The sequence below is a fragment of the Hoylesella shahii genome, from assembly GCF_937990675.1.
Lineage (GTDB): Bacteria > Bacteroidota > Bacteroidia > Bacteroidales > Bacteroidaceae > Prevotella > Prevotella shahii.
Map to the genome: position 1 here is coordinate 49203 of NZ_CALKQY010000013.1, position 26876 is coordinate 76078.

Sequence of the window (26876 nt, forward strand, 5' to 3'; positions counted from 1 at the left end):
CTAATCAATTAAATAGTTTGCCAAGTTCTTTTCGCAAGAGCCAAAGCGATTGCACGACGAAAACCAACAGCATTATTGTTAGAACAAAGAACATACGCTTGGGGCCTGCTGGTTTAAGAGGAACTGTCGCACCCTTTAATATGGTGAAAGCAGGTGTATTTTCTTGTACTTTTGCTTTTGCCGATTGGAATTGTGTAGCTAGCGAGGTATACGTGTTAAACTTAAGTTGCATGTCGTTCTCCAAGTCTTCTCGCTTTGCCCGGAAACTCTCCAATATCAAATCTGTGTTTGCGTCCGAGTAGCTAGTATATAGCTTACGCGACTTTTCATATGCCAGTTTAGCCTCCTGCACCAATCTTTTATAGTACTCCATGTCATTGCGCGCCTTAGTTGTTCGATACTCGGTGATGAATGCTTGAAGTTTATTCCTAACAGAATCTGCAAGGGTCTTACAGATTAGGGGGTCTTGCGCTTGTGTCGTTATCGTAATAACCCCATTCTTCGAGTCCACACTTAGTTTTACAGCATGGCGTATCTGTTCCATTACAACACTTTGTTCTTTTGTTAAGTTGTAAGGGTTAACGGCTGTTTTCGGCAACACCTCTTCTTTCTTTTTCAAGAAAAACAGAGCATATTCCCACCATGTTTGCTTTTGCCTATTAGCGAGATAGTCGTAATAGGAGGTGTAGATAGACTTGTCTGACGTTTGAACAGGAATCGTAAATAGGTTCGAAACAAACTTGTTGTCTTCCAACAACGAAGGGTAAAGCAATGGAGTGATGGCGTCTTTTGATTGTATATCCGAAAGGTCTATTCCCAACGACGACGCAATACTTCCCAATGCTCCCCCCTTGCCAGGCGTTTCTATTTCAGGTGCAAGCTTTGTATCCGTTTCGTAATAGCGAGGATAGTCGATAATAAACAGACAAGAAAGGATAAAGGTTATTGACAAGACTTTTGTGTAGCTTATCCTTTTTATCCATATCTTTCTGAACAACGAGCGTAGGTCTACTACATTCTTATCGTTTTCCACGTTTTCCATATTGTCTATATAATGTGTATTGTTACTTTATCAAATTCGCAATCGTGGCTATCAAAGTTGCTAGTCCGGCCATTGTTGTTCCAACGGAGAGCCATTGGGTTAGTGTCTTACCATTGTTCTCGGGCTTTGTGGGCACAATAATCTCGCAACCGGGAAGTATTTTGGCATTATGCCCCATGCGAGCCACGGTTCCGTTCATGTATATGATATAGGTGTTGCTTTTCTTTGCTCGGTTTCCAAATCCGCCTGCTTGGTTGATATACCATGCAGGTCGGCGACCTTTCTCGTAGGCCACGGTGTTGGGATACATTACGTTGCCGCTAATTTTTACTGTTCCGTTGTACTCGGGCACAATGAGTTTGTCGCCTTCGCGTAGCACCAAGTCGGCGTCGCCACCTGGTTCTGCCAATGCTTTCTCTAGTTCTATGCCCACATAGTACGTGTCGCCAAGGTCAAGACGTTCTTTCTCTAAGGTGTCTTTCTTGCCGTTTTGCATGTCTGCCAGTCGCAAAACGGTTTCCATGCGTAGTCTTTCGTCGGGGGTAATGCGTCTTTCTAGCCGCGCTCCGCGAATATAAGCCAAATCGGTTACGCCTCCTGCTCGCTTGATGGCATCGCTAAGACGTTCGTTTTTGCTCGTAAGCGTGTAGGTTCCCACAAACATCACCTGTCCTTGCACCGAGATGTTTTTCTGTATGTTGTAGCCTGGGCTTTTTCTAACATACACTTCATCAAATGGTTGTAGCGTAAAGCCTGCTTCTCCGTCTACCACAAAACCGTCTTTTAGGGCGAAGGTGTAGGTGCGCGAAATCACAGAATCGGTGCTAAGGGCTTTTGGGTTTACTATACGGCGAGCCACATCCACCTTTGTTGTTGAGGCCGACTCTTTCAAACCACCTGCCTGTAACACCAGGTCTTCTAGCGTTTCGTTTGTTGCAAACTTATAAATGCCTGGATACATCACTTCTCCATGTATGGTTACGGTTTGCTGTTGCATCATCTCGCCCTTTGTGGGAACAAACAGCACGTCGTTTTTTTGCAGGGGGATATCGGCTACTTTGCCATTCATGATACCTTCGATGTCAACTGGTATCACCTCTAGGGTGCGGTCGGCGCGCATGCGATGCATCACTGCGCGAGCCGTAAAGGCTTCTTCTGTAATGCCTTCTGCGTGTTCTATCAGCGTGCGAACGCTATTGATAGAACCGCCCACCTGGTACATTCCAGGGCGGAACACGGCTCCTTTCACCTCCACCATGTTTGAAAAGCGTGGTAAGATTGAATCTACACTCACCGAGTCTTCATCTGCGAGATGGAAAGTGTTGAAATCGAACTCGTCTACATTAAACACTGAGTATTCACGTCCTGTCTTTCTCACCAGTCTAACAGCCTTGGTATAAGCATCGCCAGTAAATCCTCCAGCGTATTTTAGCAGTGTTCCAACGCTTTCGTTACGTTTCATTTCGTAGTACATTGGGCGTTTTACTTTACCCGTTAGGTTCACCAGGCAATCGTAGGCACCAACCACAACAACATCGTTATCGGCTAGTCTTACGTTTCCAGTTAGCTTTCCGTTCAGTATATAGTCGTATATGTCTACCACCGTAACCAGTTTGTTCTGCCTGTACACTTTAATATTGCGAAGTGTTCCAAGGTCGTTAATGCCGCCTGCCATGTACAAGGCATGGAAAACCGACGCGAAAGCCGATAGCGTATATGTGCCGGGTTGTTTCACTTCGCCCATAACGTTTACCATGATGGTGCGTGTTTGGCCCACTGTAAGGCGTACACGCGAACTACTATAGCGCGCCCCTAGTGTTGAACGCAAGCGAGCATTGGCCTCGGCAACAGTTAGTCCGCTTACCTGTACTGGTCCAAATCCCTCAATTATCACATCGCCATCGGGCGAAACGGTTGTCTGTTCCGATTTTTGCGATGCGCCATAAATATCGATATGCACGGCATCTCCAGGTCCTAAACGATAGTTTTGGGGTGTGGCGATGTTCATGTTAGGCTCAAACGAGAGGTCTTTGCGGTTAAAAATATCTCGTCCAAACACTTTTTTATGCATCTTGCCCACGAAGAGTTTTAGTCTTTCACGTTCAAATAAGGTGGTCGAGTCGGGCATAAACTCGTCCAACTCTAGCATCATTTGCTTATGTTCGGTATTGTTATGTGTGGTGGATAGTTGTTTGCGCTCGTTTATTTGCACGCCCTTTACCATCATGTCGTTTTTCGTTTCGCTTTTGTTTTCGCCGTTGTTTTTTCGCATACGGCCTTCTTCCGTGGGTATGCCCTTGTCGGTATTGTTACTCACCTGGCCCAGTCCCTTGTTTTTTGCCACACGTTCGTAAGCAGATTTCACGCGCCTAATCTGTTGTATGTCAACTCCGCGCTGCATCAATTTTGTTACGATTTGCGTTTGTGAAGTTCCTGCTTCGTGTTCTTTAAGCACAAATTGCATCACCTGCGAGTCGGTCATTGATGATTGTGCCCTTAGCCCTAACGAGCAAAGGGTAACTAGCAGCACAAGTAAAACACTTCTTTTCATCTCCCGTTTTTATGTTTTTTACCTCATTGTGCAGTCTGTGCCATAGTTTTTTTTGTGGCTGATGCATTTATTGTCAGCACCTTTTATGGCTTCTGTCACAACGTTTATTTTGTTTGTCCTGATTGTGATGGCGCTTTATGGTGTGCAAAGATGTTTTCTTGCTTGAACTGTATTGCAGCCTAAGTGCCATTTTATAAACTCTTGAAAAGGCGTTTTATTACATTCTTTTCGCCTTAAGATTGTTTTTGTTATTGTTTTTGTTGCTTGTGGATGTAAGGCAAGTGGCATGTATAGGCCATGTTTGCTTGGTTTGCAAAGGTACGAAGAAAAAGTTGCATTCTTTTCTTTTATGCGTATTTTTGCCTTTTGTTATCCACTGGTGTTGCGTTGTTACGCCTTTAGAACTTAACGAAGTGCAGTCTGCATCTGCGCGAACTAAGAACCATGCGCGAACTAGTGAGATTGTCTATTCTGAAATGTTCGTTCAGGCTGTTTACACCGTAGTATTTCAATACGTCTGTGTTGATTATAGGCTGGTCTCCATGTTCGCGATCGTATAGATAGGGTTGCGAAAGTAGCAAGCTGTCTCCTTCTCTTTCAAAGCGCAACAGGCATTTTGATACTCTGTCGTTAATATCTTTCATCTCGAGCAGCTTATGTTGAAAAGCCCAAAATATGCGCATGCCCTCTATTGTGTTCACACCAGCCGTGCCGATGGTGTCTATTTGTTGTAGTCGCCAATAGCCGTCTAGCTTTTTGTTACGCGACATTTCTAATTGGCAACTAGCAAAAAACGCCAGTGTTATAAGTGTCATAAGGGTCATTGTTGTTATGCCCTTATTCTTATATATGTTGGTTATTATTTGTTGCATATTGTTTGTCTTTGTCTTATTTAAAAGAGTCCTTTCTTGGCCACGGTTAGCTGTGCACCCCATTTGTAGCCCAATATGCGTCCCATGTCGGCCCCAAGGGCTGCTGTAACTTGCCATTGATTGCGCAGTTGATAGCGGGTTTCAAGCAGAAGGCTTACATTATATTCTTTTTTCTCAAAGGGGTTAGCGTAGGTGCCAAGTCCGTTTTGGTAGGTGGCAAGTAGGCGATAACTCAAGTCGTCTGTGGGCTGTCCGCTTATGCCAAGATGCCAAGCCACAAAGCGATTGTTGGCTACATTGATGTTGCCATTGGTGTTATAGAGTGGCGAACGATAAAGGGGGTTGCCCATTACCTGCCCCCAATGTTGCCAGCCCGTGTATATATAGTGGTTGTAATACTCGTCTTGTCCGCCAAGGTGGTCGGCAATGGTAGCGGTATGGTCGTGGTAGATAGGCCCACTTTGATACTTGGTGTAGAGATATTCGAGTACCAACCCCGAAATCCATCGTCCGTATTTAAAACTCAACTCGGTTCCAAGCATCCAGTCTTTAAAGTCGTACATCAAAAATTTCCGCTTCTTTTTTTGCAACCAGTCTTCGCCTGTTTCGTAGCCATCGTAGTCCAATTGTAGCATCGACGAGTGGTCTTCGAAGTATTTGTCGGCATAAATAGAAAACCGCCATGTGTCTGCATCATAATTTACCCTTGCTAGCCATGCACCCAGCTGGTTGCCTTCGGCGTTTTGATAGGTTGTTTCGCCCACGTCTCCACCGCCTGGCAAGAATGCTTTCCAATACGATTTTAGTCCGGTTCGTCCGTGTATTGTCTTCACTGTGCCATCTGGTTGTGGTGTGTAAGATGTTCCGCCGAAAGTAGAAGCCATCTCCAATCCCAGCTCAAGTGACATGGGAGCAAAGCGTTCGGGGTTACCAATCATCAAATAGCCAGCCTTGCTGTGAAAGAGTACGTTTTCGGTGTATTGACTTTGTTGGCCCGAAAACTCCTTTTGCCATTTGTCGTCGGTGGTTTTACCATATGCCACATGTCCTTTTAGGTGTAGCCAGCCATTGCCAAAGGGCAACATCCAATAGTCTTCTAAGGCTAAACGCACCTGTGGTATCGCGCGAGCGTTGATGCCCAGCAACTGTGATCCTGTGCTTAGTGTCTCATTTTTTAGTTGCATATGATGGCGTTTACTGCCAACGGTGAGCGTGGCGTAGAGCCAACGTGCCTGCACAAAAGCTTGGTCTACCACCAGTCTGCTTGTGAAGCCATGCGTAAGGGCCACATTAAGGCCATAGCCCACGGCCCATTTTCGCACCGAGTCGGTAGATAGTGGGCGTTCGATGCCCGCCATAAGGTAGGCGTTGGTTTTCTCAAGCGAACTCAGTCCGTGCTTGTTGGCATTGAGCCAAAGGGGTGTTTGTCCGCTAGAGGCTGTTGCTTGGGCTTCTACTGTGTAGCCCAAGTCTTTGCCTAAATTTATTTTTCCGTGTTCGTTTGTTTCGCGCCACACCTGCGCTTGCATGGCAAATGCGGGCGTAAGGCATGCCCAAATTAATACGGCGAATTTGTGTTTCATATTATATTTATAACGCACGATGTTTGAAGTTATTTCATTATTCTAGCATTATTTTGCTTTTATAGACTTATGGCGCTAGTCTTGGGTTGTTTTTTTCTTGGCATATTGTGCCGATAGTGCCTTTTTCGTCTGTGGGTGTAGGATATAGGCTTATTTTTCTATACCTCTTTAACCTTCTGCAGTGAGTTTTAGTTTAAAAAACTCCAAACCGTTTTTATTTTTTTTTGTTTTCATTGTGTTCATGTTGTAGCATGGGTTTTATCCAAAAGCATCCCGCTAGCGAGATAATACCACATATAAAGGCAGCAAGAAAGAGATTGTTGTAGCCCCACCACTCTTGTAGCGCACCCGAAAACATGCTTGGAAGCATTTGACCTAAGGCCAAAACAGAAGTGAGCAGCACCAGCGTCACTGGCTGGGCTAGTTTGTTGGCTAAGGTTTTCAAAGCCTCGTGGAAAACACTTAGCACCATTCCTAAGCCCATTTGTCCCAAAAGAATGCTGATGGCGATGACTCCCAAACTCGTTGGCTGCGTCTCACTAAGCGCAATATAGAATGCATTGGTGAACAACAGTGCTGCAGATATTGGCAAGATGCATGTAGCCAAGCCTTTCGTGGTAATGAGATTTTTACTAATCAAACTGCCAGCAATAAGTGCTACAACGCCAACCGTACCAAAGGCCAACCCAAATTCTTGTGGCGAAAGTCCTAAACCGCCGTTGTGGTTGGCATCAACAAGAAAGAGCATCACCACCTTAGAAGTGAGTGCTTCGGGAAATAAGAAGATAAAGGTGAAAAAGAACACGGCCAACAGCTGTTGACGGGTGTGCTGTGTAAATAGCGTTTGTACTTGCTCTTTTACCTCCATCCATCGTTCGGTCATCTGTTCGCATCGCTGTTGTTTGCGTAGAAGGTGGATAGACTCGTTGTAAGGGGTGGGTAATGCTGTGCGATGCCATAGCCAAGCAAGAATAAAAAGGCCTGCAACAGAATAGAATACCAAACTCCACGACAGGCTTATGCTGTTGCGATAAAGCAATTGCAAGTTGCCAACCACCATCACCAAGAAGCCTTGCACAAAGATAAAGGCTAGCAAGCGGAATATGCCTGGCATACCTGCTAACCCCGTGCGCATGTCTTTTCCTAGGGTGTCGTGGTAAAAAATGTCGGCTTCGGTTTCGTGAATGGCTAAAGCAAAGGCTAAAAGCACTAGAAAAAACAATGTGCCTTGCAGCCAATGGGCTGTGGGTATGGTGAATGCTACGCCGCCTAAAGCCACGCCAAGCATTAGTTGCATGGCCACAATCCACCATCGGGGGGTGCGTATTAGTCCAACAAATGGCGACCACAATGGGCGCAATAGCCAAGGCAGAAACAACCAGCCCGTGTAAAAGGTTATTTCTGCATTGCCCAATCCCAGTTGCTTATAAAGCAAAAGTGCAAGTGTGGCGATGGCGGCTTGTGCCGTTCCTGTGCCTATATAGGTTGTAGGCAGCCATCTCCATGGGGTTTCTTTGGCTGTGGTCATATGCGGTGTTGTTGCTTGATACCACCTGCTTTAGCAGGATTGTTTGTTTGCACTTTAGGCGTTATGCTTTGTGTGCAGATTGCCTTTGGTGTTGGCTTTATTGCAAAGGGTGGGGAAGCACTTGTTGCAAGGCTTCTCCCGCGCCTTTGTGTTGTTTATGGGTAGAGGCGTTTTTGTTCGGCTCCTGGATAGTAGTGGGCCAAAATCTCGTGGAAAGGATAACCTTTTTCGCCCATTACGGCGGCGCCTATTTGGCACAGTCCCACACCGTGGCCCCATCCTGCACCTATAAATACGAAGCGTAGGGGCTGCCCTTGGGCATCGCGTTCGGCCACATCCACCACGAATGCCGAACTATATAGGTGGCTTTCGCTAAGTGCGCGGCGTATTTCCAGTTCTTTTCCCAATACGAGTGTGCGTTTTGTTCCAACGATTTTAAGGCGCGATATTCGGCCGCTTTTCCCTCTTTCAAGCGGTTCGAAGGCAGTAATAAGCCCAAAATCAATGCCCAATTTCTTTTTGAGCAGCTGTCCCACTTCTTCTTGAGTGTATTCCACACGCCAGCGATAAAAGTCGGTTGTGGTTTGGTCGAAGTCGTTTAGCACCTGCGAAAGTACGCGTGCATCGTGGGTGTTACAAAATGCGTCGGGGTTAGAGCGTATCCAATCATCGCTATTTGACTCGTTGGTTAGGTCTACGTCTACCGTTGCGTTGGCATTGTCGCGCACCACTTTAAGGTAGGGTTTGTCTTCGTCTTCCCAGCAATAACGATATTCTTCAACCATTCCACCACAGCATTTGCTAAAGCGGGCGTCGCATATACCCTCGTCGGATAACAACACCAGGCCACGAGTGGCTTGCACTGCCTCTGCCACATGTTTGCTAGTGGCCTTGGTTATGCCTTGATATCGTTGGCAATGGTCGTCGGCGCACACGTCGAAGAGCGTGTGGTCTTCGCGGTCGTACCATTTTACAATCTCGTTTTCGTTCATCATGAATGCCGATGATGTGGCCGAAGCAGCTGTTTTCTTGTCGCGATTTTGTATCTGGGCAAGCAGCCAACTGCGCGAGATAACTGCATGAGCCTTTAGTAATTCGGGACTAGAGGTGGCGCTCATTTCGCTTGATATCACACTTTCAAGATAGTCTTCAACCGATAGTTGGTTGATGGCCACAATTTTGTCTCCGTCTATCACCAGTCGTAATGTTCCCTTAAAGGTTTGTGTTTGTTGTTGTTCCCAGTGGAAATTCACACCAATGGTAACATTATGAAGCGAGAAATTGGCCTCTGCATGGCAGGGTTGGAAGGTTAATTGGGTGTATTCTTCTCCATTCCATACAATATGATTATTGCTCAGGCTTACTTTCTGTTGGCCTTGTGCTTCGTTATCGTTTACTTTATAGGCTGCGTTAAGCACGAAATCTATCTCTTTTGCGCTCATGATGCCCACCGATACTTGGGGCGCTTCATTGTATTTTAGTTGCATGATGTGTTGCGTTTCTGGGTTTATTAATTTGTGGGGTCTACGAGAATAGTCCGTATAAAGCCGTAGACGAGGCTTACTAGCCGTAGTCGCGCTTAGGTGATTGGCTTTTTTCTCGTTGTTGTCTATATCTTTTTTGTTGGTGTAGGGTTGGTTTTATGGGTTGGCCACCTTTTGTTTCACTTCTTCGAAGGTGTTTTGGGGCATGCCCACCTCTTTAAATAAGGCCTCGAGAAGGGGTGTGTCTAGGCGGTCGAAGTCTTCTTTACGTGGTGTAATAATTAGTCCGCCCATATCTAGTGCCCCAGGACTGATAAGCATTTGTGCATCTCCTTCGGCCGAATAGCAGGCAGGGCGATGCTTGTCGCGGGGTATTACCACGGTGATAAACATATTGTTGTGGCGCCATTTAAGGATGTTGAACATGGGTTCGGTTTCGTCTTCACGTTGCGGTAGGGCTTGGTAAAGCGTTTCAAACAGTTGCGCGTCGGTATCGGCATTGTTGGCAATGATGGCAAATGCCGGACAAGCATAATTAGTGAGGGCTGCTAATTCAGCGCCATCTTGGGCCACGAGCAACGTTTGGCGATTGGAGTAAAGCATATCCCAGTTGTCGCGCACGGGCAAATGGCTACCCATACCAGCTTGCAAGTGCATGTGGTCGGGGGCAGAAGCACCGCATTTAGGGCCATTATAAAACACGGTGAGTTGCTCGAAACGGTCAAGAAGTTGTCGCATCTTATCGTAATGTTCGCGAATAAGTTGCGGTTGGTGCATTTTTGCGGGTATGGTGAAATGCAGTGGCAGGATGGGGAAGGGGTTAACCAGTAGTTCAAAGTCGTTGCCAATGGGTATTTGCGTTTGTACCTCTGGTCTATTCTTCTCGCATAAGAAGCATGGGCGTTGTGCCAGTGCTGCCTTATCAATCTTTGCACTCGTTGAAACAAGGCGTGCAGGATTGCATTGCACGTAAAATGGTATGCCTGCGCAAGTAACAGCCTTGAGCAATACGCCTTTAAGGTCGTTAAAACGTTGCTTGGCGTCGGGCCATGCTTGTAGTTGTTCTTCAAAAAAATGGTTCAGCGTGTTGTCGCTTTGCACCTCTGTGGCTTTGGTTGTGCCTTGGCCATCGTTCATTTCCATATTGGTAAATATACAGGTTTAGTTATTATTGAATGCAAACTTACAAAAAATAAACGTAAAAAATGCAAGTCAATACAAGATTAACGATTTTAGCGATGCCTATATTATGGGTTTTTGTTATTATCGGGGGGCTTTTTATTTATGTCTAGATGGTGAATTGTCTTTGGCAAGTGTTTGTTTGGGGTGAACATGTGTTCGATGAATTTCGGTGGGTTAGGCGCTTTGATGTTTAATGTTTATCGCTACTAAGTGGTTGGCGTGTTTTTAATTGAAGGATTTCTTTTTAGTAATCCCGTTATTTTAAGCTCTAAGTTGTTTATGGTTTGTTGTGTGTAAAATAATCGGTGTAAATTTTAACATTGTGAGCGCCTTTTTTGTCACCAAATGTCCATCGGCGCGCAAATAATCGATTCTCGCAAGGGTTTGTTTGAATAAAAAGATGGTTTGCGAATAAATATCGACGAAACGGGTTTTCGTTGAAAAAAGCTGTGTTTTTGGTAAGAATTTGGGCTAAATGGTGCAAAACGCCTCGCTAAATGCACCAAAACGAAGTGCTAACTCATGCAAAACGCAATGCTAACTCCTACTAAATGCAGTGCTATTTGCTGCAAAACGCAAGACTAAATGGTGCAAAACGCAGAATAAAATGCAATATTTTGCGATTTATGAAAGGTTTTTAGGGGTTGTAGATGGCATAAATATACGCCTTTTAGGGCTGAAATGCGGTTTTTAAAAGGCCTTTTAGCTGCTAAAAGTGGTTTTTAGGCCGATGAAAATTGGTGAACAAACGCGCAAATAGAAAGCCAAAATGGTGCAAAACGCAGTTGCTGTGCTCAAAATTGATGTAAAAATAAAATACGAAAGACTGAAAAAGGAGTAAAAAGCATGTTTTTTAACGTTGTTTTTTGCTAGAAGGGGCTTGTTTGGAGAGTGTGTTTTGTAAAATAAAAACACCGAAATTAACAAAGTTAGTGAACAAGATGAGTTTTTAAAACCAAGGGCTATAGTCTTGTGTTTTGTTTTGGGTATAGTCTCATCTTGCATCTTTTATTATGGTTGGTTGTTTTGTCAATAGTTGATTAAGATTTTATATGCCATGCCATCTATTCGTAATAAGTGCGATTGTTGTTAGGGTTAATGCCCATTTGGGTTTAATGTAAAATTGTTTATCCCTCAAAAATTTAATGAGAATATGGCAGTTAAAGGCTTAATTAGGTTAATAGCAGTAAATTTGTGCTGATAATATTTGTGTATTCTGTTTAAAATTCTATAACTTTGCAAGTGGGGAGATATTGATATTTCTCACGCGTATTTTAAACAAACAAATGCGATGTGCTTATTATGAGAAATGGTTGCTGTACTAACACTTTGAACATGCCACAAGTGGTTTATGGCAATTGCTGTGAAATGGTTGGGTTTGTGCTTCTTTGAAACGGGGCAACCATGAATAGCTGGTCTAAAATAAGCACAGCCAGTTAACGCATCTAAACATCTACTATTAAAGCCTAGAAAAACTGGGTAGGCATTGGAGACACAACCATGGCACAACTAATTAACTTTGGCGGAGATGTAATTCGCATCAATAGTCTGAAAAACATTATCGAGTATTCAACAAATGGTGGTTGCACGTGGACCACTCGTTGTAGCGATGCTTCGGTAGGCACGTTTATAAACCTTAGTGTCTTTAGAGGAGAATTGCTAGCTTGCACCTCAAAGGGTGTTTATTGCTCACAAAACAGTGGTAAAACGTGGTCGGCTCGTTGCATTCTTACTTCTTATGGCTCATTTTTCGACATCTTTGCAGATGGCTCCAATCTGTGGGCCACAACAAGTAGGGGATTATATTATTCTGTTAATAGTGGGCGTTCGTGGTGTCCACGCTAAATAATGGTGTTTATAATAAATTGGTCTGTTGATTGTAAAAATGCCAATAAACCAATGTTTTTTATCTAGAGAAAAGATTTTAATGTTTAGCTTTTGCCAACATCAATAATCAGCGAGGGCAGTTTGGTGTTATTTGCTGTTACATTGCCCTTGGTTGGGTGTGTCTTGTATACGGCTAGATGGCTAGTGTCTTTGCTTGATGTTGCAACATAAGTTAAAATTCTGTCTCAGATAGCGGTTTTTACAGATGCGGTATGCAGGCGCTTAAAACTTTTTCCCGCCAGCAATCTTTAAGAATGTGCTAGCCAAGATGCGTAGGTCCATCCACCACGAGCGGTGTTGCAGGTAATAAAGGTCTAGTTCAAGACGTTTAAGCATTTTATCAATGGTATCGGCATAACCATTGTAGAGGGTGGCATAAGATGTTACGCCGGGGCGAAGAGCGTAAAGTTGTTCGTAGCGGGCATCTCTTTGCATAATCTGGTCGATGTAAAAACGGCGTTCGGGGCGCGGACCAATAAACGCCATGTCGCCAATAAGTACGTTCCAAAGTTGTGGCAACTCGTCGAGATGATGCTCGCGAAGAAACTTACCCACGCGTGTAAGGCGGTCGTCGCCATCAACCTCAAGCATCATGGGCCCGTTTTCTTCGGCATCCATGCGCATCGTTCTGAATTTATAGATAAAGAAAGGTTTGCCGTTTCGGCCTATACGCTCTTGTGTATAGATAACGGGTAGCCCATCGTCAAGCCTTATGGCAATGGCACAAAGCAAGATGAGGGGTGAGAAAATCACAAGGCAAAGAGCCGAAATAATGAGGTCGAATATTCTTTTCATGCGGCAATTTTCAATTCTTTACGCTCCACCTTGCGTGTAAGCAATAGCTGCATCACGGTGAAAACAGCAACATCAATCAGAACGATGGTTGTTATCGAGATTGTAGTAAACAGCAAAAGGTTTACAGCCACGTATGCCACGGCCAAGCCAAGAATACAGATTAGGGCTTGGTGTTGGGTCATTCCCAGGCGTATGAGCTTGTGGTGGATGTGATTTTTGTCGGCATTAAACAAAGGTTGGCGTGTGCGAAGCCTGTGGAGTATTACGCGAACGACATCGAAAACAGGTACAATAAGCAGACTATAGGCCAACATAAAGCGCGTTGGCGATCCAGTCATAAGGGGGGGATTGTGCATGGCCGACTTAACAAAGAGGAAACCTAGGATGAAGCCTAAGGTAAGACTACCCGAGTCGCCCATGAATATCTTTCGGTTTTGTTCGGCTTTTCCCCAAATATTATAGCGCATGTAGGGTATCAATACGCCAATAAGCGACACCACAACAATGGCGTAAGGCACCAATTGCGCATGGCCGAAGATAAAGCAAAAGCCCATGAGCGCGAGCATTGCCAAGCCACCAGCAAGACCGTCGATACCATCGATGAGGTTAATGGCATTATCTATAAAGGTGATAACAAACACGGTGAGGGGGAAACCAAGCCAATAAGGCACTTCGTGGATGCCCAAAAAACCATATAAATTGTTGATGTATAGTCCACAAAGGGGCAGTGTGCAGGCTGTAATTATCTGCACGGTGAATTTAATGCGTGCGTTAAGTCCAATAAGATCGTCGACAACACCGATGGCATAAACCAGCAGTAAGCTGGCCAAAAAGGCCACGCTCCATAGGCTCACTTGTATCTTCGATTCGGTGAAGCCTACACTCATCACGCCAACTGCCACAATTATCGACAAGGTAATGCCAGGAACAAAGGCCAAACCACCCAGTCGGGGCACAAGCGTTTTGTGCACCTTACGTTGGTTGGGTATGTCGTAAATGTTCTTCTCCTTGCAGAAATTTAATATTCCAGGTATGAAAACAAACCCGAAACATACGCTAAGCAGAAAAGCAACAGCTATTGCCAGTGCTTCGTATATCGTCATAGTTATTATCTTTATTTATGTTAAACTGCCTTTTTTCAATTATATTGCATGTAAAAGGAAAATAAAGTGTTATTTTCATGATATTTTACAGTTGTGCGATGTTTTAGGGTTGTGTTGCTTTTAAAATATCAAGTGCCGTTGGGAGAATGTGTAACGGGGACATTGGGGCATGTTGTTAGTTTGCTGTTGAGTGTTCATTCGTTGGTGAATTGATTGTTGGGTTATCTTTATTTACTGGGTATGGGCTCTCACACAACACTATGGGTTACTCTTGTTTGCATTTATTGGATAGTAAAAAGGGTATTCGCTTCGTACGGTTTTGCTTATCTAATTATCTATTGAGCATTAAATTGGTGAAAAAATCGTGGTTTTTTGTTGCGTTTTTCGAATTTATAGGCTATATTTGCAGGGCTTATACGAAAGTTAAGGCATGCTCCTTATTAGCTCAAAGAAGTGGAAAATAGGAGTGAGTCAAACCTTTTGCTAGCTAAAATGAATTCACAGTAACTAAAAATATTTTATTATGCTTGAACAATTCCAGCTTTATGTAATCATCGGCGTTGCCGTTGTTTTGTTTATTCTATTTTTGTTCGCAGCCTATGTAAAGGCTCCACCTTCGTATGCTTATATTATTTCGGGTTTAAGTCGCGAACCGCGTGTGCTAATCGGTTCTGGAGGTTTCCGTATTCCGTTCTTTGAACGTTTAGACCGTGTGTATCTAGGACAGATAACGGTGGATATCAAGACCGAAGAGAGTGTGCCTACAACCGACTTTATTAATGTGGATGTAGACGCTGTGGCCAAAATTAGGGTGACTCCTAATGCAGAGGGTACGCGGTTGGCCGCCAAAAACTTCCTGAATATGACACCAGCCATGATTGCCGAACAACTACAAGACTCGCTTCAAGGCAACATGCGCGAGATTATTGGTACGCTCGACTTGCGCTCGTTGAATACTGATCGTGATGGATTTTCTGACCAAGTGATGCAGAAAGCGCAACATGATATGGCCAAATTGGGTATCGAAATCATTTCGTGTAACATACAAAATGTTACTGATAAGGAGGGCTTGATACACGATTTGGGTGCTGATAATACGGCCAAGATTAAGAAAGATGCGTCTATTAACCGTGCGATCGCCGAACGCGACGTGAAAATTCAGGTGGCTCATGCCGACAAGGATGCCAACGATGCACGTGTGGACGCCGATACGGCCATCGCTATGAAGAACAACGACTTGGCCTTAAAGCGTGCCGAACTGAAACGACAAGCCGACACAGCCCAGGCTGATGCCGATGCTGCATATGCCATTCAACAACAGGAACAACAGAAAACTATCAATATTAAGACGGTTGAGGCCGAGATTGAAAAAACTAAACGCCAACAAATTCTTTCGCAAGAGCAAATCGTTATCCGACAAAATGAATTGGCTGCCGAGGTAGAAAAACGTGCTGATGCTGAAAAATACCAGGTGCAAAAGAATGCTGAAGCCGATTTGGAACAACGCAAACGCATTGCAGAAGCACAACGCTATGAAGCCGAACAGCAGGCGCAAGCACAGAATGCAGCTTCGGATGCCACTCGTTATAAGCTTGAACAAGAGGCGCAAGGTATCAAGGCTAAGGGTGAAGCAGAGGCTTATGCTATCTTAAAAAAAGGTGAAGCCGAAGCTCAGGCGATGGATAAAAAGGCCGAAGCCTATAAGAAATATAATAATGCAGCTGTGGCACAGATGATGATTGAAGTGCTTCCGCAGATTGTTGAGAATGTGGCGAAACCCATTAGTGCCATTAAAGACGTTAATATTTACAGCGGCGACGGCAATGGAATAAGTGCCATGAGTGGCAATGTGCCTGTGGCTATCAAGCAAGCGTTCGACGTATTGAAGTCGGCAACGGGTGTAGATATGGCCGATATAATGAAGGCTGGTTCTATACAAGCTAAGACAACGAGGAACATTAACCTCAATGGCGAGGCTCAAGAGGTGATAGACGGATTGAAAGATTAATCCGTTGTCGTTTTTGTTTTGCGTTCTTTTGTGGGTTGGCCTTATGGTTGCCACCCGCAAAAGAACGCTTTTTGTTTTATTTGCGGTCTGTTGTGTTTTAAGTGGCTCGTCTTTCTTTTAAGTTTTTTTGTTCTTAATGCGAGTATATCGATATTTCGCGCCCTGCACTAAAACATGACAATGGTTTTAACGCAGCCACTTTAAGGGTTTAATCTCTGCGAAAGGCTGTTTATTCCGTTTGGGGAAGGCCTAAGTCTAGGTTGTCAAAGTCGGCAATTTCCGAGAGTTTGATGAGGTTGTCACGTTTAAACTTAATGATTTTAACTTTATATTTCGCGGGTTCTTCATCGTTGTTGTTCATATTTTGCTTATACACCGCTGTGCGTGTAGAGAAATTAACGTCTTCGATGAGTGAGGATATAGCCCCATTAGACTGGTCTAGGTGGTAGCCAATAAGCTCTATATCGTTGTTTTGGTATCTAAAGATGTATTTCCAAAAGCCGTATTGTCCGTGCGCAAAATGAAAAACCAAGGTGTTGTTCTTCATATAATAGTCGAACACCACATCATCAATTTCGTCACCACCGAAAGTATCTGAAGAGAAACACTTGTAATTCGCCACGGCTAGTTCGTAACCTGCATCGTGTTTTAGGGCAATGATTATTCCTCCACGATTGTTGTTAATGTCTTCTCCGTCTTCATTTGTCTTTATTTTTTGGGGGTCTGTTCCCCAGATAGTCATAAGTTTGTCGGGTTTACCATCTTGATTTACGTCTGCATCAAACTGTGAAATCACTTCATACCCCAAGGGGACATATTCATCGGCCGTTGCCTTTAATGCGGATTGTTCCACGCTGGCTGGCTTTGTTGCAGTCTGCACGATGTTGCTTTGTTGTGCCTGTATGGCAGAATTATGGGTTTTGGATTGCGTGCAGCCCATTATTACGAACACTACAAGCACAAACTTTAGCGTTTTTACCATTGTTGTTGAAGCACTAATCATTGTTGGGTAAGTCCAAATCCAGTTCATCAAAGTCGGTTATCTCTGTTAGTTTTATAAGGTTTTTACGTTTAAATTTCACTGTTTTTACCTTAAATACCTCTTCTTCATCTTCTTCTTCGGCATTTACATTCTCTTTATGCACATAGGTTCGAGTAGAGAAATTCACTTCGGTAATGCCAAGTGTAACCCCTCCTCTGCAGCTATAGCTGTTGTAACCAATAAGTTCGAAGTCGTTGTTTTGGTATCTAAAGATGTATTCCCAATAGCCGTATCGTCCGTATGCATAATTCAAAACCAAGATGTTTTTCTGGATTGAGAGGCTTAATTCGGGTGGGTAATAAGCACAACCGTCTTCGTTTTCAGAAGTAAAACACTCGTCGTTCTCTGCTGCTAACTCGTATCCGCCATCTCGTTTAAAGAGAATAATCAGTCCACGACGATTTCGATTGAGTCGTCCGCGATATTCGTCGTCCACCCATTTTTTAGGGTCTGTGGCCTTTATCATGAGTACCACGTCGGTTTTTCCGTCTTTATTCAAGTCGCCTTCGGTTCTTGAAAACAGTTCATACCCATTTGGTATAAACTCCAGCGGATTAGTTTTCAAGTCTGGTTGTGGTTCGGTTGCGGGTTTACTTACTGTCTGCACCGTGTCTTTGGGTAGCATCGAGCTGTTGTTGTTTACATTTTTGGCTTGCTTGCAGCTGGTTATAAAGGCAAGAGCAAACAAAAAGTAGCTTATTCTTCTCATTATATAGGTGTGCTAGTTGATTACTTTAGATGGATATTTTGCTATATGTTACACCCGGTTTAAGTGTAAGTATTATACGTTTAGCATGCATTGCTTTGTGTATGCTGTTAGTTAATATCTCCCAGTAGATGCAAAGATAAGGCTTTTTCTAGTTTTTACACAAATTTATAGCTGTGTTTTTATGTCATTTTATGAGTTTTCGTAGTGTGTAGAGTGTATTTTAGTCACCTTTTGGTTTGTGGGGTGAGCGTAAGTAATTGATATAAAGCCAGCAAAAGGGTGGGTAGATAGGGGGCGATGTAAACGAAAATTGCACCCCAAGGAAGGTTTTGACGCTTACCTTGAAGTGCAATGCTAAACTGTTATTAGCCTCTCAATAGCCATTTTGTTTACCCAATGCAAGGAAAAGAGCTGCTAGGGCTGTAAGAAACGCTGCGTAAGGCCTGCGTATTCGTCGATGCGACGATCGCGGAAGAATGGCCACCAACGGCGAACTTGCTCGCTATGAGCCACGTCGATATCGATGATGGCGCGTTGTTCGTCGGTGTCGTTGGCGCGGAAAAGCAGTTCACCTTGCGGTCCTGCTACGAACGAACTGCCCCAAAAGTTGATACCAGGTGTTTGATTAGAAGGATCGGGCTCGAAGCCAACACGATTAACCGACACTACAGGTAAACCATTAGCTACGGCATGCGCACGCTGTATGGTGGTCCAAGCCTCGCGTTGGCGCTGCTGTTCGGCTTCGTCATCGCTTGCGGCATAACCAATAGCAGTGGGATAGATAAGCATATCGGCACCCCGCATGGCCATTAGTCGGGCTGCTTCAGGATACCATTGGTCCCAACACACCAGCACGCCTAGTCGGCCAACGCTAGTATTGATGGGTTGAAACCCCAAGTCGCCTGGTGTGAAATAAAACTTTTCGTAGTATGCGGGGTCGTCGGGTATATGCATTTTGCGGTAGATGCCTGCTACGGTTCCATCTTTTTCCATCACTACGGCCGTGTTATGATACAGTCCTGGAGCCCTTTTCTCGAACAGCGAGGTAACAATCACCACGCCATGTTCCTTGGCTAGTTGGCCAAAAAACTGGGTTGACGGACCTGGAATGGGTTCGGCGAGGTCGAATATGTCAACTTGTTCTTCTTGGCAGAAGTACAATGAGTTGTGTAACTCTTGCAAAACAATGAGTTGAGCGCCCTCTTTGGCCAGTTGTTCAATGCCAAGGGCCAGACGTTTCATGTTGTCTTGAATGTCGGCCGTGTTGTGTTGTTGTATAATTCCTGTTCTAATCATTTCTTCTTTGTTGTGGTTTTAGAGGTTATTGACTAATACGCCCTGTGGGAACTGCATGGTGAGGCAGTGCAATGAGCCATGTTGTTTGATAACGGTGCGTGCATCTATGCCCACCACTTCGCGGTTGGGATAGGCTTGTGCAATGATTTGCATGGCCAGCATGTCTTTTTCGGGCTGTGCATAGGTGGGACAAAGCACGGCGCCATTGATGATAAGATAATTGGCATAGGTAGCTGGTAGGCGTTCACCTTCATCGTAAATGGCATCGGGCATGGGCAGTCGTAGCAGCTTGTAGGGCATACCTGCTTCTGTGCGCAATGATAATAGCTGGTTTTCTAAGGCCAAGAAGTCCTCGAATTGTTCGTCGTGACTATCATCACTGCCCACATATACCAAGGTGTTGTTGGGTGCAGTACGCACGATGGTGTCAATATGGCCGTCGGTGTCGTCGCCAATCAGATTGCCATGGTCTAGCCACACTATGCGTTTGGCTCTCAATGCCTGCATCAGTCGTTGTTCGATGTCGTCTTTAGTCATGGGCTGGTTGCGGTGTTTTGCTAACAGGCATTGCGAAGTGGTAAACACCGTGCCCTGTCCGTCGCTCTCTATGGCACCGCCCTCAAGCACAAAATCTTTGTGGCTTTCAAGTGTTCCGTTGAGCATACCATCATGATATAGGTGCTCGGTGATGGCATTATCTTTGTCGGCTGCAAACTTTTCGCCCCAGCCATTAAACTTAAAGTCAAGTAAAGTGTTTAGCACCCTAAAGCCACTGTTGGTGTTGTTGCCCGTAAGGGTTAGGGCAGCATGATCTCTTGCCCATGTGTCGTTGGTGTCGCATTGATGAAAAAGCACGTTACGAAGTCGCTCCATGCCTAAGTTTCTCATCAAGATGGCTTTCACTTCATCGGTGTTAGGTGCCACAATGAGCACTTTTTCGTGTTTGGTTATGGCTCTAGTCATTTCCACAAACACCTTGATGATATCGGGCAATATGGGTGCCCAGTCGGTGTTTGCATGTGGCCACGTAAGTTGCACACCGCTTTGCTCGTGCCATTCGGCAGGTAAATGCATTGTTGTGTCTTGTTCGTTGTATGTTGTCATGCTGATAAATCTGCTTCGTTGTTATTGCAAAGTTAGTGTAAAAAGATTGAAACCGACACGTTTATGAACTTTTCTTTGTATTTTTGTGGTCAATTCATCACTTGATACAACTTATAGAATGCTTGGCGTCAACTCAGTCTTCTCACAGCAACACTTGTGCTTATGCCCCTGTTGTTGTTGAAAGCGCTTTGCACCAGCACACATATTATATAATATATGACGATAGAAATGAAAGACGCAAGCCTTGCGTTAGAGGGTAAGGGCCTGTTTCACAACCTTTCGTTTGTGGTTAATGGGGGCGAGATGCTTTGCGTAATGGGAGAATCGGGATGCGGAAAAACAACACTCTTACGATGTATTTTGGGTTTTCAACCGCTAGACGAGGGGGTAGTTAGCATTGGTGGAACTGAGCTAACAACGCTCTCTGCCGAGTATATGCGCGGCATGATGGCCTATATACCGCAAGAGGTGAGTTTGCCTTGCAACACAGTGGCCGAACTAGTGGGCTTGCCCTACCAGCTAAGGGTGAACCGCAACAAGCGATTTTCTAAAGAAGCGTTGATGGAAGAATGGCAGCGACTACGACTAGATGAGGCTTTATATGCTAAACGGCTGGCTGATGTGAGTGGCGGAGAACGGCAACGAATCATGCTGTCGATGGCTGGATTGCTTGATAAAAAGATGTTATTGATAGACGAACCCACTTCGGCACTCGATGTAGACAGCTCGTTGCTTGTGGCTGGATATCTGCAAGGCTTGGCTAAGCATGGCACAGCTATTATTGCTGTTAGCCACGACAGGGCCTTTGCTGGCCAATGCGACAAGACGCTAACGCTTAAATCACACCAACCATAATAACAAAACCCCTACTTATACAATGAATATTACCATCATCGGAATGCTCCTTGCTCTACTATTGGTGCTTGTTCCGCTTTATTTTTTTCATTATTTCAAAGTGCCTCTCATTCGTTCCACCATCATCTCTACAGTGCGTATGGTGGTTCAAATGTCGCTTATAGGTCTTTATTTGGAGTTCCTTTTTAGCTATAACAATTGGCTGGTTAATGTGCTTTGGTTTGTGTTGATGGTGCTGGTGGCATCGTTTACGGCCGTAAACCGCACCCGATTGCGCATGCGACAGATGCTTATGCCCATTGCTGTGGGTCTTGGTGTGGGGGCTTTGGTGGTGTGCATGTATGCTCTTTTTGTGGTGTTGCGCCTGTCTAACCCCTTTGATGCACGTTATTTCATCCCCATTGTGGGCATTCTTTTGGGCAATATGCTGGGCGTAAATGTGCTGTCGCTAAGTACCTATTATCAGGGATTGCAACGCGAACGGCAGCTGTATTTCTACCTCTTGGGTAATGGTGCCACCCGATTGGAGGCGCTAACGCCTTTTATTAGGCAAGCCATAGAGAAGGCTTTTGTGCCATGTATTGCCAATATGGCAGTGATGGGGCTGGTGAGTTTCCCTGGAACTATGATTGGACAGATATTGGGTGGGTCGACTCCCGACACTGCGGTGCGCTATCAAATACTCATCTCTTGCATCACGTTCTGTGCTCCTATGCTCTCGCTTATTGTTACGCTATATCTTGGCCATCGCTATTCGTTTGATAAACATGGGTGTTTGCTCAATGTGTTGAAGACCGATTAAATGGCAGTTCTTTGGCATTGATGCAGGTCAACTTGGTTGATATGCGTCAAATATATGGCATAAAAACACCAATTTCTCATTAAATTGTTTGCGCGCACAATCTTTGGCCGTAACTTTGCATTGTGTTTAGCGAATATCGCTTTAGGTCTTAATAAGACTGTTTTAAGGATAATACGATGTGAAGACGCATCGAACACAAGATTAAGAAGATAAAAATTAGAAAGGAAAAAGTTATGAGAAAGATAGTAAAAAAAATTGTAACGAGCGATAAGTTTAACAAGTATTGTGTGAATGTGCTCAAAATGTACAATTACGGACGTATTAACATACCCGTGTAACATAGAAAAATTAACGATTTTAGATATCACTGAGGGTGGTCGTTGTTATGCCGAAAGGCTGGCAACGGCCACTTTTTTTGTTGTTTCTCCTTGCTTTGAGCTTTGCTTGCTTGGCTTTTGCTGCGCTTTTAAAAGCGGGTAAGTGCTGTAAAATAATTTGATGTCTCCTGCAAATTGTTTTTTGTTTTTGTTGTTGGCCTGAGGCAATGCATCTAAACCTTTCGATGAAATGGTGCTAAATGGTGTGTTGAATGCGAGCGAAGAAGTGCAACGCGCGCGCTTTTGAAAGAACCAAAGGGCAATAAACAGCACGATATGAGAGGTTTTTTGAGGGAGAAGATGGCGCTTAGTGAATGGGAGTAAAGCATTAGACGATGCTGATGTATGACCTCTTTGCATAGCTTTGGAGAACTTACGCCATCAGCCTATAGCCCTTTAAATCGGCGCAATAGCATGGTATTGGCATTGGGCGATGAAAATGTCCAGGCCGGAGTTACTAAGTATGTGCCATCGGCCGAGGCACTAAACCATTGTGGAAACACTTCAATCTCTTGTGCTGGCATAAAACTTTGGGCCAAAAGCACCACCCGTTGTCCTTGCTGGTTCTCGGCAACATCCACCACAATCTCGGCATGTCCAGGGAAACCTCCCTTTATAAACACATCGCCTGCTTGAATGTCGGCCGACCAACAACGGCCAATGGGCTTGAGCTCTTTACTTAACGAGGCTGTTCCTGCATACTGAAACACAAGATGGAGGTATTGTCTAAACGACTGATAGCTGCGGTCGGGCTTTTGTTTTTTTACCCACGAGTTGTAGTTGCGCACGCGATACCCCTGCGCCCACTTGGCATATTCGGCTTTAAAACCATTGGTGAAGCAGAACTTAATCTTGTTGTATTGGCCCGTTTCCCATAGGTAAGACGCTCTAAGAAATATAATGGCATCGGCACATTGCTCGTTTGCGTTTTTCCCGAAGTCCATATCTACAACGGCTCCAGCATAGTTTCGTGCTTTTAACTGCCCATTATAGTAATGCAAATCGCTACCTTGAGGCTTCAAAGGCAGGTTGCGTAAGAAGTGTGCAAAACTGCCTTCGGCCACACTAACACGCTTATAACCTTGCGGAGCAGGTATGCGGGCTTCCAAATTGTTGGTCTCTGGTTGTTTTTTCTGCTTGGTTTGGGCTTGCATGGGCTTGTTGTTGGTTTGCGCATTGCAGGCCATGAGGGTGGTAATGGCACAAAGTATCAATAGCGTTATGGTTCTAATCTTTGTCATAGGGGTGTGTATTGGGTGGTGTGAGTAGTTAATTTTGGCACACTTTGTAGCTGTTTTATTAACGCAGGTTTCACTTTTTTATTATGTTGATAGTAAGCTTTGTTTATCACCAAATGTCCTTATGAGGTGTAGGCTGGTTTAAAAAGGGCGCAACTTAGTTGTTGTGTTGTTTGTGCCAAGGTTTGCTTTTGCTTTTTGCGCTGTTGTAAATGTGGATAGTGATATTTGTTTTTGCTAGAATAAGCTCGTGTTTAACCCAAATCGTTCATTAGACCGCAATGTTTCCAGAATTCTTGTTTTTGTGTTGTTTCCTAACAAGCTAATTGAATTTTGGAATGTCGCTATTTTGAAAATATGTAGTATATTTGCATCACTTATGATTAAAAGAAAAATATATTATATAGCGCTAATCGCTTTTGTGAGCTTGTCGGCATGTGGCTTGAAGCCATCTAAGCATGGCAAACTGATGGGTGGTATACGTCCTTATGAAGAACAACAAGGCGAGAAGAGCTGGACTGAAGCGCTTGAAAATACATGCGAGAAAAAAGATAAAAACAAACAGAGTGGGGAGCAAATAGCAATAACAGGCGGACTGGAAGTGCCCGGAAAACTAACCGATAGACCCGAACAGATACTGAAACGAGTGGCTTACACGGCATCGTATAACAGCGATTTGCGCATACCTAACTGGGTGGCTTGGCAACTTACAGGCGCTCAAACCGAAGGTAAAAACAAACGCGAGGGCGTGAAATTTCATGAAGATATAGACGTGCCTGAGCCTAGAGCTGTGGATTTTGACTATGTAAGGAGTGGTTACGACCGCGGACACCTTTGCCCATCGGCTGATAATAGATGGGATGCAAAGGCGCAAGAACAATCGTTTTTGCTCACAAATGTTTGTCCACAAGACCATAATTTGAACGTTGGCGACTGGCACGAACTGGAAAACATGTGCCGTAAATGGGCTAAGTGTTACGGAAAAATATATGTAGTAGCTGGTCCGGTGCTGTTGAAGAGAAAGCATAAAACCATTGGAAAGAACAAGGTGACTGTGCCGGAGGCTTTCTTTAAAGTGGTGTTGTGTATGGAAGGCAAACCCAAGGCCATTGGCTTTGTCTATCGCAACGAGTCGGGCAACCACCCTAAAAGCTTTTATATGAATAGCATCGACGATGTGGAACGTATCACAGGTATGGATTTTTTCCCAGGTTTACCCGATGATGTGGAGAAAACAGTGGAAGCTACTTGCAATTTAGACGATTGGTAAAATGTGGCTAGGGGCCATTCTTAGTTGTTTAAGAGGGCTAGCCAAGCCCATAAAAAGAAAATAAGGGACACTTTGCTTTGTTTAAAGGGCGATTTTGCCTATCCTAAAAAGCAAGCAACCAATAGTTGAAAGGCGTGAGGGGGATGATGCAAACAAGACTTGTGTGTGGAGCATGAGGCTTGTTTCAGGTGATTTCACACCCAAAATAGACCATTAGAAACAGTCGTCAAAACTGTCTCTAATGGTCTATTTGGGTTTTATGTTAACTGGGATTGAGCGAATTAGTGTTTAATCCCGAATCGACTTTAAGTGCTTAACGTGTTGTCTTGGTTGTGGGATGGTTTTACGCTTAGCCTTGATCTTTATAGATTGAAAGTTGATATTGTGAGGAGAGTGTAAAATATTCAGTGTAAAATTTAACATTATGAGTGCTTTAAAATTCACCAACTGCCCGCTCGCTCGCAAATAATCAATTCTCGCGAAGGTTTGACATGCCGAAAAACGCACTTAAGTGGTGAAGGATGATGAGATGAGTTTTTAGTGTAAAAAACGGTGTTTTGTACTAAATATTGGGCGTTTTGCAGCAAAAAGGGCGGCTAAATGCAGCAAAACGCAGTGCTAACTCCTACAAAACGCAGTGCTAACTCATGCAAAACGCAGTGCTAACTCATGCAAAACGCAGTGCTAACTCCTACAAAACGCAATGCTAAATGGTGCAAAACGCAGAGTAAACTGATGCAAAACGCAGGTCGCGGTGGCGTTTGTAATCTCAAAATAACGAAAAATAACCGACTTTTAAGGACCGAAAACGGCTTAAAAAGGTGCTATTTAACAGAAAAAAAGCTGTTTTGGGGGCGGTGAAAAATCGTGGGCAGGCGACCAAATAGAAGCGCTAAATGGTGCAAAATGCCAAGATTGCGCCCAAAAAGGATGTAAAAATCAAATGTGAAAGGCTAAAATAAAGGTGAAAACGATACTTTTTGGCTTCTTTTTTCGCTAGAAGGGGGTGTTGTGGAGTATGTGTTTTGTAAAATAAGTTTACCTATTTAACAGATGTAAGGTGAATAATTGCTTATCAAAACAGGTGCGCTATCTTAGTGTGTGGTTAAGGTCTATCCCCATATATATTGGCAAAAATAATTCTATATTGTTGCGTGGAAGATACCCACTTGAGACTTAAACACAATGTTAGCCTGCAACAAAACGCATGATTGTAATAGAGGACAATGATTGATTGGTATCAACGTTAATTCGATGAGAACACATGATGTAATATTTTTGACTAAAGAAGTGCGGCTGCTCTCAAAATTAATACTGTGAAATACATGTCGACTAAGCAGTTGAAGAAGTATGAACTCCCAATGGAGATACCTGTAATTGCGACTCCTTTCGTGCTTATTTTTTGTGCATTGCATAAGCAATGTATTTCCCAAAACCTTGTTAATTTAACTCAGCCTATAGTAGGCTGGTGGATAAAAAGGATTGTTCTGCAATCTTATGTCGGTGAGGTGGTTAGGTGTTTGTTTGGGGGTGGCGAAGTGTGGTGTTCATATACGTTTGTTTTAAGATGCGTTTTTTCTGTGTTAGCGTGTAAATCTGTGGTACTAAAAAGTTGGATTATATAAATTAATGAGTATATTTTCAACACTAATGAAACTTGGAGAATGAATATGGAAGCGAGAAAAGTATTTTATCTGGCATTATTCGCTTTTACTTATTTGTCGGCTTTTGGCTTACAACCAGTTTAAAACTAAGCCAACGACGAGTGAACAATCAATTGAACAACAAAAACAAGAGCAGCAACAGCTGAGCGAACAGGACGACAGTGGTGAACAAATGATTGCTCCACGCGAAACTTGGGTGCAATGGAAAGGCTTAGGTATGCTGGAAGTGCCTGAAAAACTTATCGATAGACCCGAACAGTTGTTGAGACGCGTGGCCTATATGGTGTCGTATAACAGCGATTTGCGCATACCCAATTGGGTGGCATGGAAGCTAGCGGCCGAACGTATCGAGGGGATAACGTGCATAAAGTACTGAGCTTTAAGGAAGATAAAGAGATGCCAAAGCCTAGAGCCGTTGACCGCGACTATGTAAATAACGTGAGTTCGACGAATTATAAGTGTCTATAAATTTGGTGATTAGCGA

20 protein-coding genes are annotated in these 26876 nt (G+C 44.1%); 6 read left to right on the forward strand and 14 right to left on the reverse strand.

Features of this window, described 5'->3' with window-relative positions:
- Nucleotides 1–4: 4 nt before the first annotated feature.
- The 7 genes from QME03_RS01600 to QME03_RS01630 form a co-directional block, all read right to left on the reverse strand.
- On the reverse strand, nt 5–1042 hold the full coding sequence (locus QME03_RS01600) for a chain-length determining protein (protein ID WP_281723254.1): 1038 nt from the start codon (nt 1040–1042) through the stop codon (nt 5–7).
- Nucleotides 1043–1064: 22 nt separating this feature from the next.
- Nucleotides 1065–3593 (reverse strand): SLBB domain-containing protein, encoded by a 2529-nt coding sequence (locus QME03_RS01605; RefSeq protein ID WP_281723255.1) that lies wholly within the window; start codon nt 3591–3593, stop codon nt 1065–1067.
- A 398-nt stretch (nt 3594–3991) separates the two neighbouring features.
- A complete protein-coding gene (locus QME03_RS01610; protein WP_281723256.1) occupies nt 3992–4408 on the reverse strand; it encodes a lipocalin-like domain-containing protein in 417 nt (138 codons plus the stop codon).
- Nucleotides 4409–4485: 77 nt separating this feature from the next.
- Nucleotides 4486–6048, reverse strand: a complete 1563-nt coding sequence (locus tag QME03_RS01615; protein ID WP_281723257.1) for a capsule assembly Wzi family protein — start codon at nt 6046–6048, stop codon at nt 4486–4488.
- A gap of 214 nt (nt 6049–6262) precedes the next feature.
- The gene (locus QME03_RS01620) at nt 6263–7576 is read right to left on the reverse strand and encodes an MFS transporter (RefSeq protein ID WP_281723258.1); all 1314 of its coding nucleotides are present in this window, start codon (nt 7574–7576) and stop codon (nt 6263–6265) included.
- 155 nt (nt 7577–7731) lie between these two features.
- Complete coding sequence (locus tag QME03_RS01625; RefSeq protein ID WP_281723259.1) at nt 7732–9063, reverse strand: SpoIID/LytB domain-containing protein; 1332 nt, start codon at nt 9061–9063, stop codon at nt 7732–7734.
- 153 nt (nt 9064–9216) lie between these two features.
- Nucleotides 9217–10203: a DUF4922 domain-containing protein gene (locus QME03_RS01630; protein ID WP_281723260.1), complete on the reverse strand. Its 987-nt coding sequence runs from the start codon at nt 10201–10203 to the stop codon at nt 9217–9219.
- Between the two features lie 1539 nt (nt 10204–11742).
- Between QME03_RS01630 and QME03_RS01635 the strand changes: the two genes are divergently transcribed.
- Nucleotides 11743–12087, forward strand: a complete 345-nt coding sequence (locus QME03_RS01635) for a WD40/YVTN/BNR-like repeat-containing protein (protein WP_281723261.1) — start codon at nt 11743–11745, stop codon at nt 12085–12087.
- A 264-nt stretch (nt 12088–12351) separates the two neighbouring features.
- Here QME03_RS01635 and QME03_RS01640 read toward each other — a convergent pair whose 3' ends face one another.
- Together QME03_RS01640 and QME03_RS01645 are read right to left on the reverse strand one after the other, a co-directional pair.
- Nucleotides 12352–12924, reverse strand: coding sequence for a sugar transferase (locus tag QME03_RS01640; protein ID WP_273116965.1), 573 nt, complete (start codon nt 12922–12924; stop codon nt 12352–12354).
- Complete coding sequence (locus tag QME03_RS01645) at nt 12921–14027, reverse strand: MraY family glycosyltransferase (RefSeq protein WP_281723262.1); 1107 nt, start codon at nt 14025–14027, stop codon at nt 12921–12923. The genes QME03_RS01640 and QME03_RS01645 overlap by 4 nt, the downstream gene beginning before the upstream one ends.
- A gap of 523 nt (nt 14028–14550) precedes the next feature.
- On the opposite strand from QME03_RS01645, the gene QME03_RS01650 reads away from it, so the two are divergent.
- Nucleotides 14551–16035: a flotillin family protein gene (locus QME03_RS01650; protein ID WP_110370389.1), complete on the forward strand. Its 1485-nt coding sequence runs from the start codon at nt 14551–14553 to the stop codon at nt 16033–16035.
- A 229-nt stretch (nt 16036–16264) separates the two neighbouring features.
- Here the strand turns inward: QME03_RS01650 and QME03_RS01655 are convergent, their stop codons facing one another.
- From QME03_RS01655 to QME03_RS01670, 4 genes are all read right to left on the reverse strand, one after another.
- Nucleotides 16265–17017 carry a hypothetical protein gene (locus tag QME03_RS01655; protein ID WP_281723263.1) on the reverse strand — a complete coding sequence of 251 codons (753 nt, stop codon included), beginning with the start codon at nt 17015–17017 and terminating at the stop codon, nt 16265–16267.
- A gap of 13 nt (nt 17018–17030) precedes the next feature.
- Nucleotides 17031–17786, reverse strand: coding sequence for a hypothetical protein (locus QME03_RS01660; RefSeq protein WP_281723264.1), 756 nt, complete (start codon nt 17784–17786; stop codon nt 17031–17033).
- A gap of 414 nt (nt 17787–18200) precedes the next feature.
- Nucleotides 18201–19082, reverse strand: a complete 882-nt coding sequence (locus QME03_RS01665) for a carbon-nitrogen hydrolase (RefSeq protein ID WP_281723265.1) — start codon at nt 19080–19082, stop codon at nt 18201–18203.
- Nucleotides 19083–19100: 18 nt separating this feature from the next.
- Entirely contained in the window at nt 19101–20186 is a 1086-nt protein-coding gene (locus QME03_RS01670; protein ID WP_281723266.1) for an agmatine deiminase family protein, read from the reverse strand.
- Nucleotides 20187–20414: 228 nt separating this feature from the next.
- Between QME03_RS01670 and QME03_RS01675 the strand changes: the two genes are divergently transcribed.
- The gene (locus QME03_RS01675; protein WP_281723267.1) at nt 20415–21041 is read left to right on the forward strand and encodes an ABC transporter ATP-binding protein; all 627 of its coding nucleotides are present in this window, start codon (nt 20415–20417) and stop codon (nt 21039–21041) included.
- 22 nt (nt 21042–21063) lie between these two features.
- Nucleotides 21064–21843, forward strand: coding sequence for an ABC transporter permease (locus QME03_RS01680; RefSeq protein ID WP_273115064.1), 780 nt, complete (start codon nt 21064–21066; stop codon nt 21841–21843).
- A gap of 763 nt (nt 21844–22606) precedes the next feature.
- Here QME03_RS01680 and QME03_RS01685 read toward each other — a convergent pair.
- A complete protein-coding gene (locus QME03_RS01685) occupies nt 22607–23461 on the reverse strand; it encodes a DUF4846 domain-containing protein (protein WP_273115069.1) in 855 nt (284 codons plus the stop codon).
- Between the two features lie 376 nt (nt 23462–23837).
- Here QME03_RS01685 and QME03_RS01690 point away from each other — a divergent pair, with 376 nt between their 5' ends.
- Together QME03_RS01690 and QME03_RS01695 are read left to right on the forward strand one after the other, a co-directional pair.
- Nucleotides 23838–24728, forward strand: coding sequence for a DNA/RNA non-specific endonuclease (locus QME03_RS01690; RefSeq protein ID WP_273148283.1), 891 nt, complete (start codon nt 23838–23840; stop codon nt 24726–24728).
- A gap of 1728 nt (nt 24729–26456) precedes the next feature.
- Complete coding sequence (locus QME03_RS01695; protein ID WP_281723268.1) at nt 26457–26768, forward strand: hypothetical protein; 312 nt, start codon at nt 26457–26459, stop codon at nt 26766–26768.
- Nucleotides 26769–26876 lie beyond the last annotated feature (108 nt).

What these genes read in the sequence shown, in the direction of transcription:
- QME03_RS01685 (WP_273115069.1), bottom strand. Translation starts at nt 23,461, where the DNA reads ATGACAAAGATTAGAACCATAACGCTATTGATACTTTGTGCCATTACC.
- QME03_RS01615 (WP_281723257.1), bottom strand. Translation starts at nt 6,048, where the DNA reads ATGAAACACAAATTCGCCGTATTAATTTGGGCATGCCTTACGCCCGCA.
- QME03_RS01635 (WP_281723261.1), top strand. Translation starts at nt 11,743, where the DNA reads ATGGCACAACTAATTAACTTTGGCGGAGATGTAATTCGCATCAATAGT.
- QME03_RS01655 (WP_281723263.1), bottom strand. Translation starts at nt 17,017, where the DNA reads ATGGTAAAAACGCTAAAGTTTGTGCTTGTAGTGTTCGTAATAATGGGC.
- QME03_RS01680 (WP_273115064.1), top strand. Translation starts at nt 21,064, where the DNA reads ATGAATATTACCATCATCGGAATGCTCCTTGCTCTACTATTGGTGCTT.
- QME03_RS01670 (WP_281723266.1), bottom strand. Translation starts at nt 20,186, where the DNA reads ATGACAACATACAACGAACAAGACACAACAATGCATTTACCTGCCGAA.
- QME03_RS01620 (WP_281723258.1), bottom strand. Translation starts at nt 7,576, where the DNA reads ATGACCACAGCCAAAGAAACCCCATGGAGATGGCTGCCTACAACCTAT.
- QME03_RS01690 (WP_273148283.1), top strand. Translation starts at nt 23,838, where the DNA reads ATGATTAAAAGAAAAATATATTATATAGCGCTAATCGCTTTTGTGAGC.
- QME03_RS01605 (WP_281723255.1), bottom strand. Translation starts at nt 3,593, where the DNA reads ATGAAAAGAAGTGTTTTACTTGTGCTGCTAGTTACCCTTTGCTCGTTA.
- QME03_RS01660 (WP_281723264.1), bottom strand. Translation starts at nt 17,786, where the DNA reads ATGAGAAGAATAAGCTACTTTTTGTTTGCTCTTGCCTTTATAACCAGC.
- QME03_RS01630 (WP_281723260.1), bottom strand. Translation starts at nt 10,203, where the DNA reads ATGGAAATGAACGATGGCCAAGGCACAACCAAAGCCACAGAGGTGCAA.
- QME03_RS01610 (WP_281723256.1), bottom strand. Translation starts at nt 4,408, where the DNA reads ATGACACTTATAACACTGGCGTTTTTTGCTAGTTGCCAATTAGAAATG.
- QME03_RS01675 (WP_281723267.1), top strand. Translation starts at nt 20,415, where the DNA reads ATGAAAGACGCAAGCCTTGCGTTAGAGGGTAAGGGCCTGTTTCACAAC.
- QME03_RS01640 (WP_273116965.1), bottom strand. Translation starts at nt 12,924, where the DNA reads ATGAAAAGAATATTCGACCTCATTATTTCGGCTCTTTGCCTTGTGATT.
- QME03_RS01665 (WP_281723265.1), bottom strand. Translation starts at nt 19,082, where the DNA reads ATGATTAGAACAGGAATTATACAACAACACAACACGGCCGACATTCAA.
- QME03_RS01650 (WP_110370389.1), top strand. Translation starts at nt 14,551, where the DNA reads ATGCTTGAACAATTCCAGCTTTATGTAATCATCGGCGTTGCCGTTGTT.
- QME03_RS01600 (WP_281723254.1), bottom strand. Translation starts at nt 1,042, where the DNA reads ATGGAAAACGTGGAAAACGATAAGAATGTAGTAGACCTACGCTCGTTG.
- QME03_RS01645 (WP_281723262.1), bottom strand. Translation starts at nt 14,027, where the DNA reads ATGACGATATACGAAGCACTGGCAATAGCTGTTGCTTTTCTGCTTAGC.
- QME03_RS01625 (WP_281723259.1), bottom strand. Translation starts at nt 9,063, where the DNA reads ATGCAACTAAAATACAATGAAGCGCCCCAAGTATCGGTGGGCATCATG.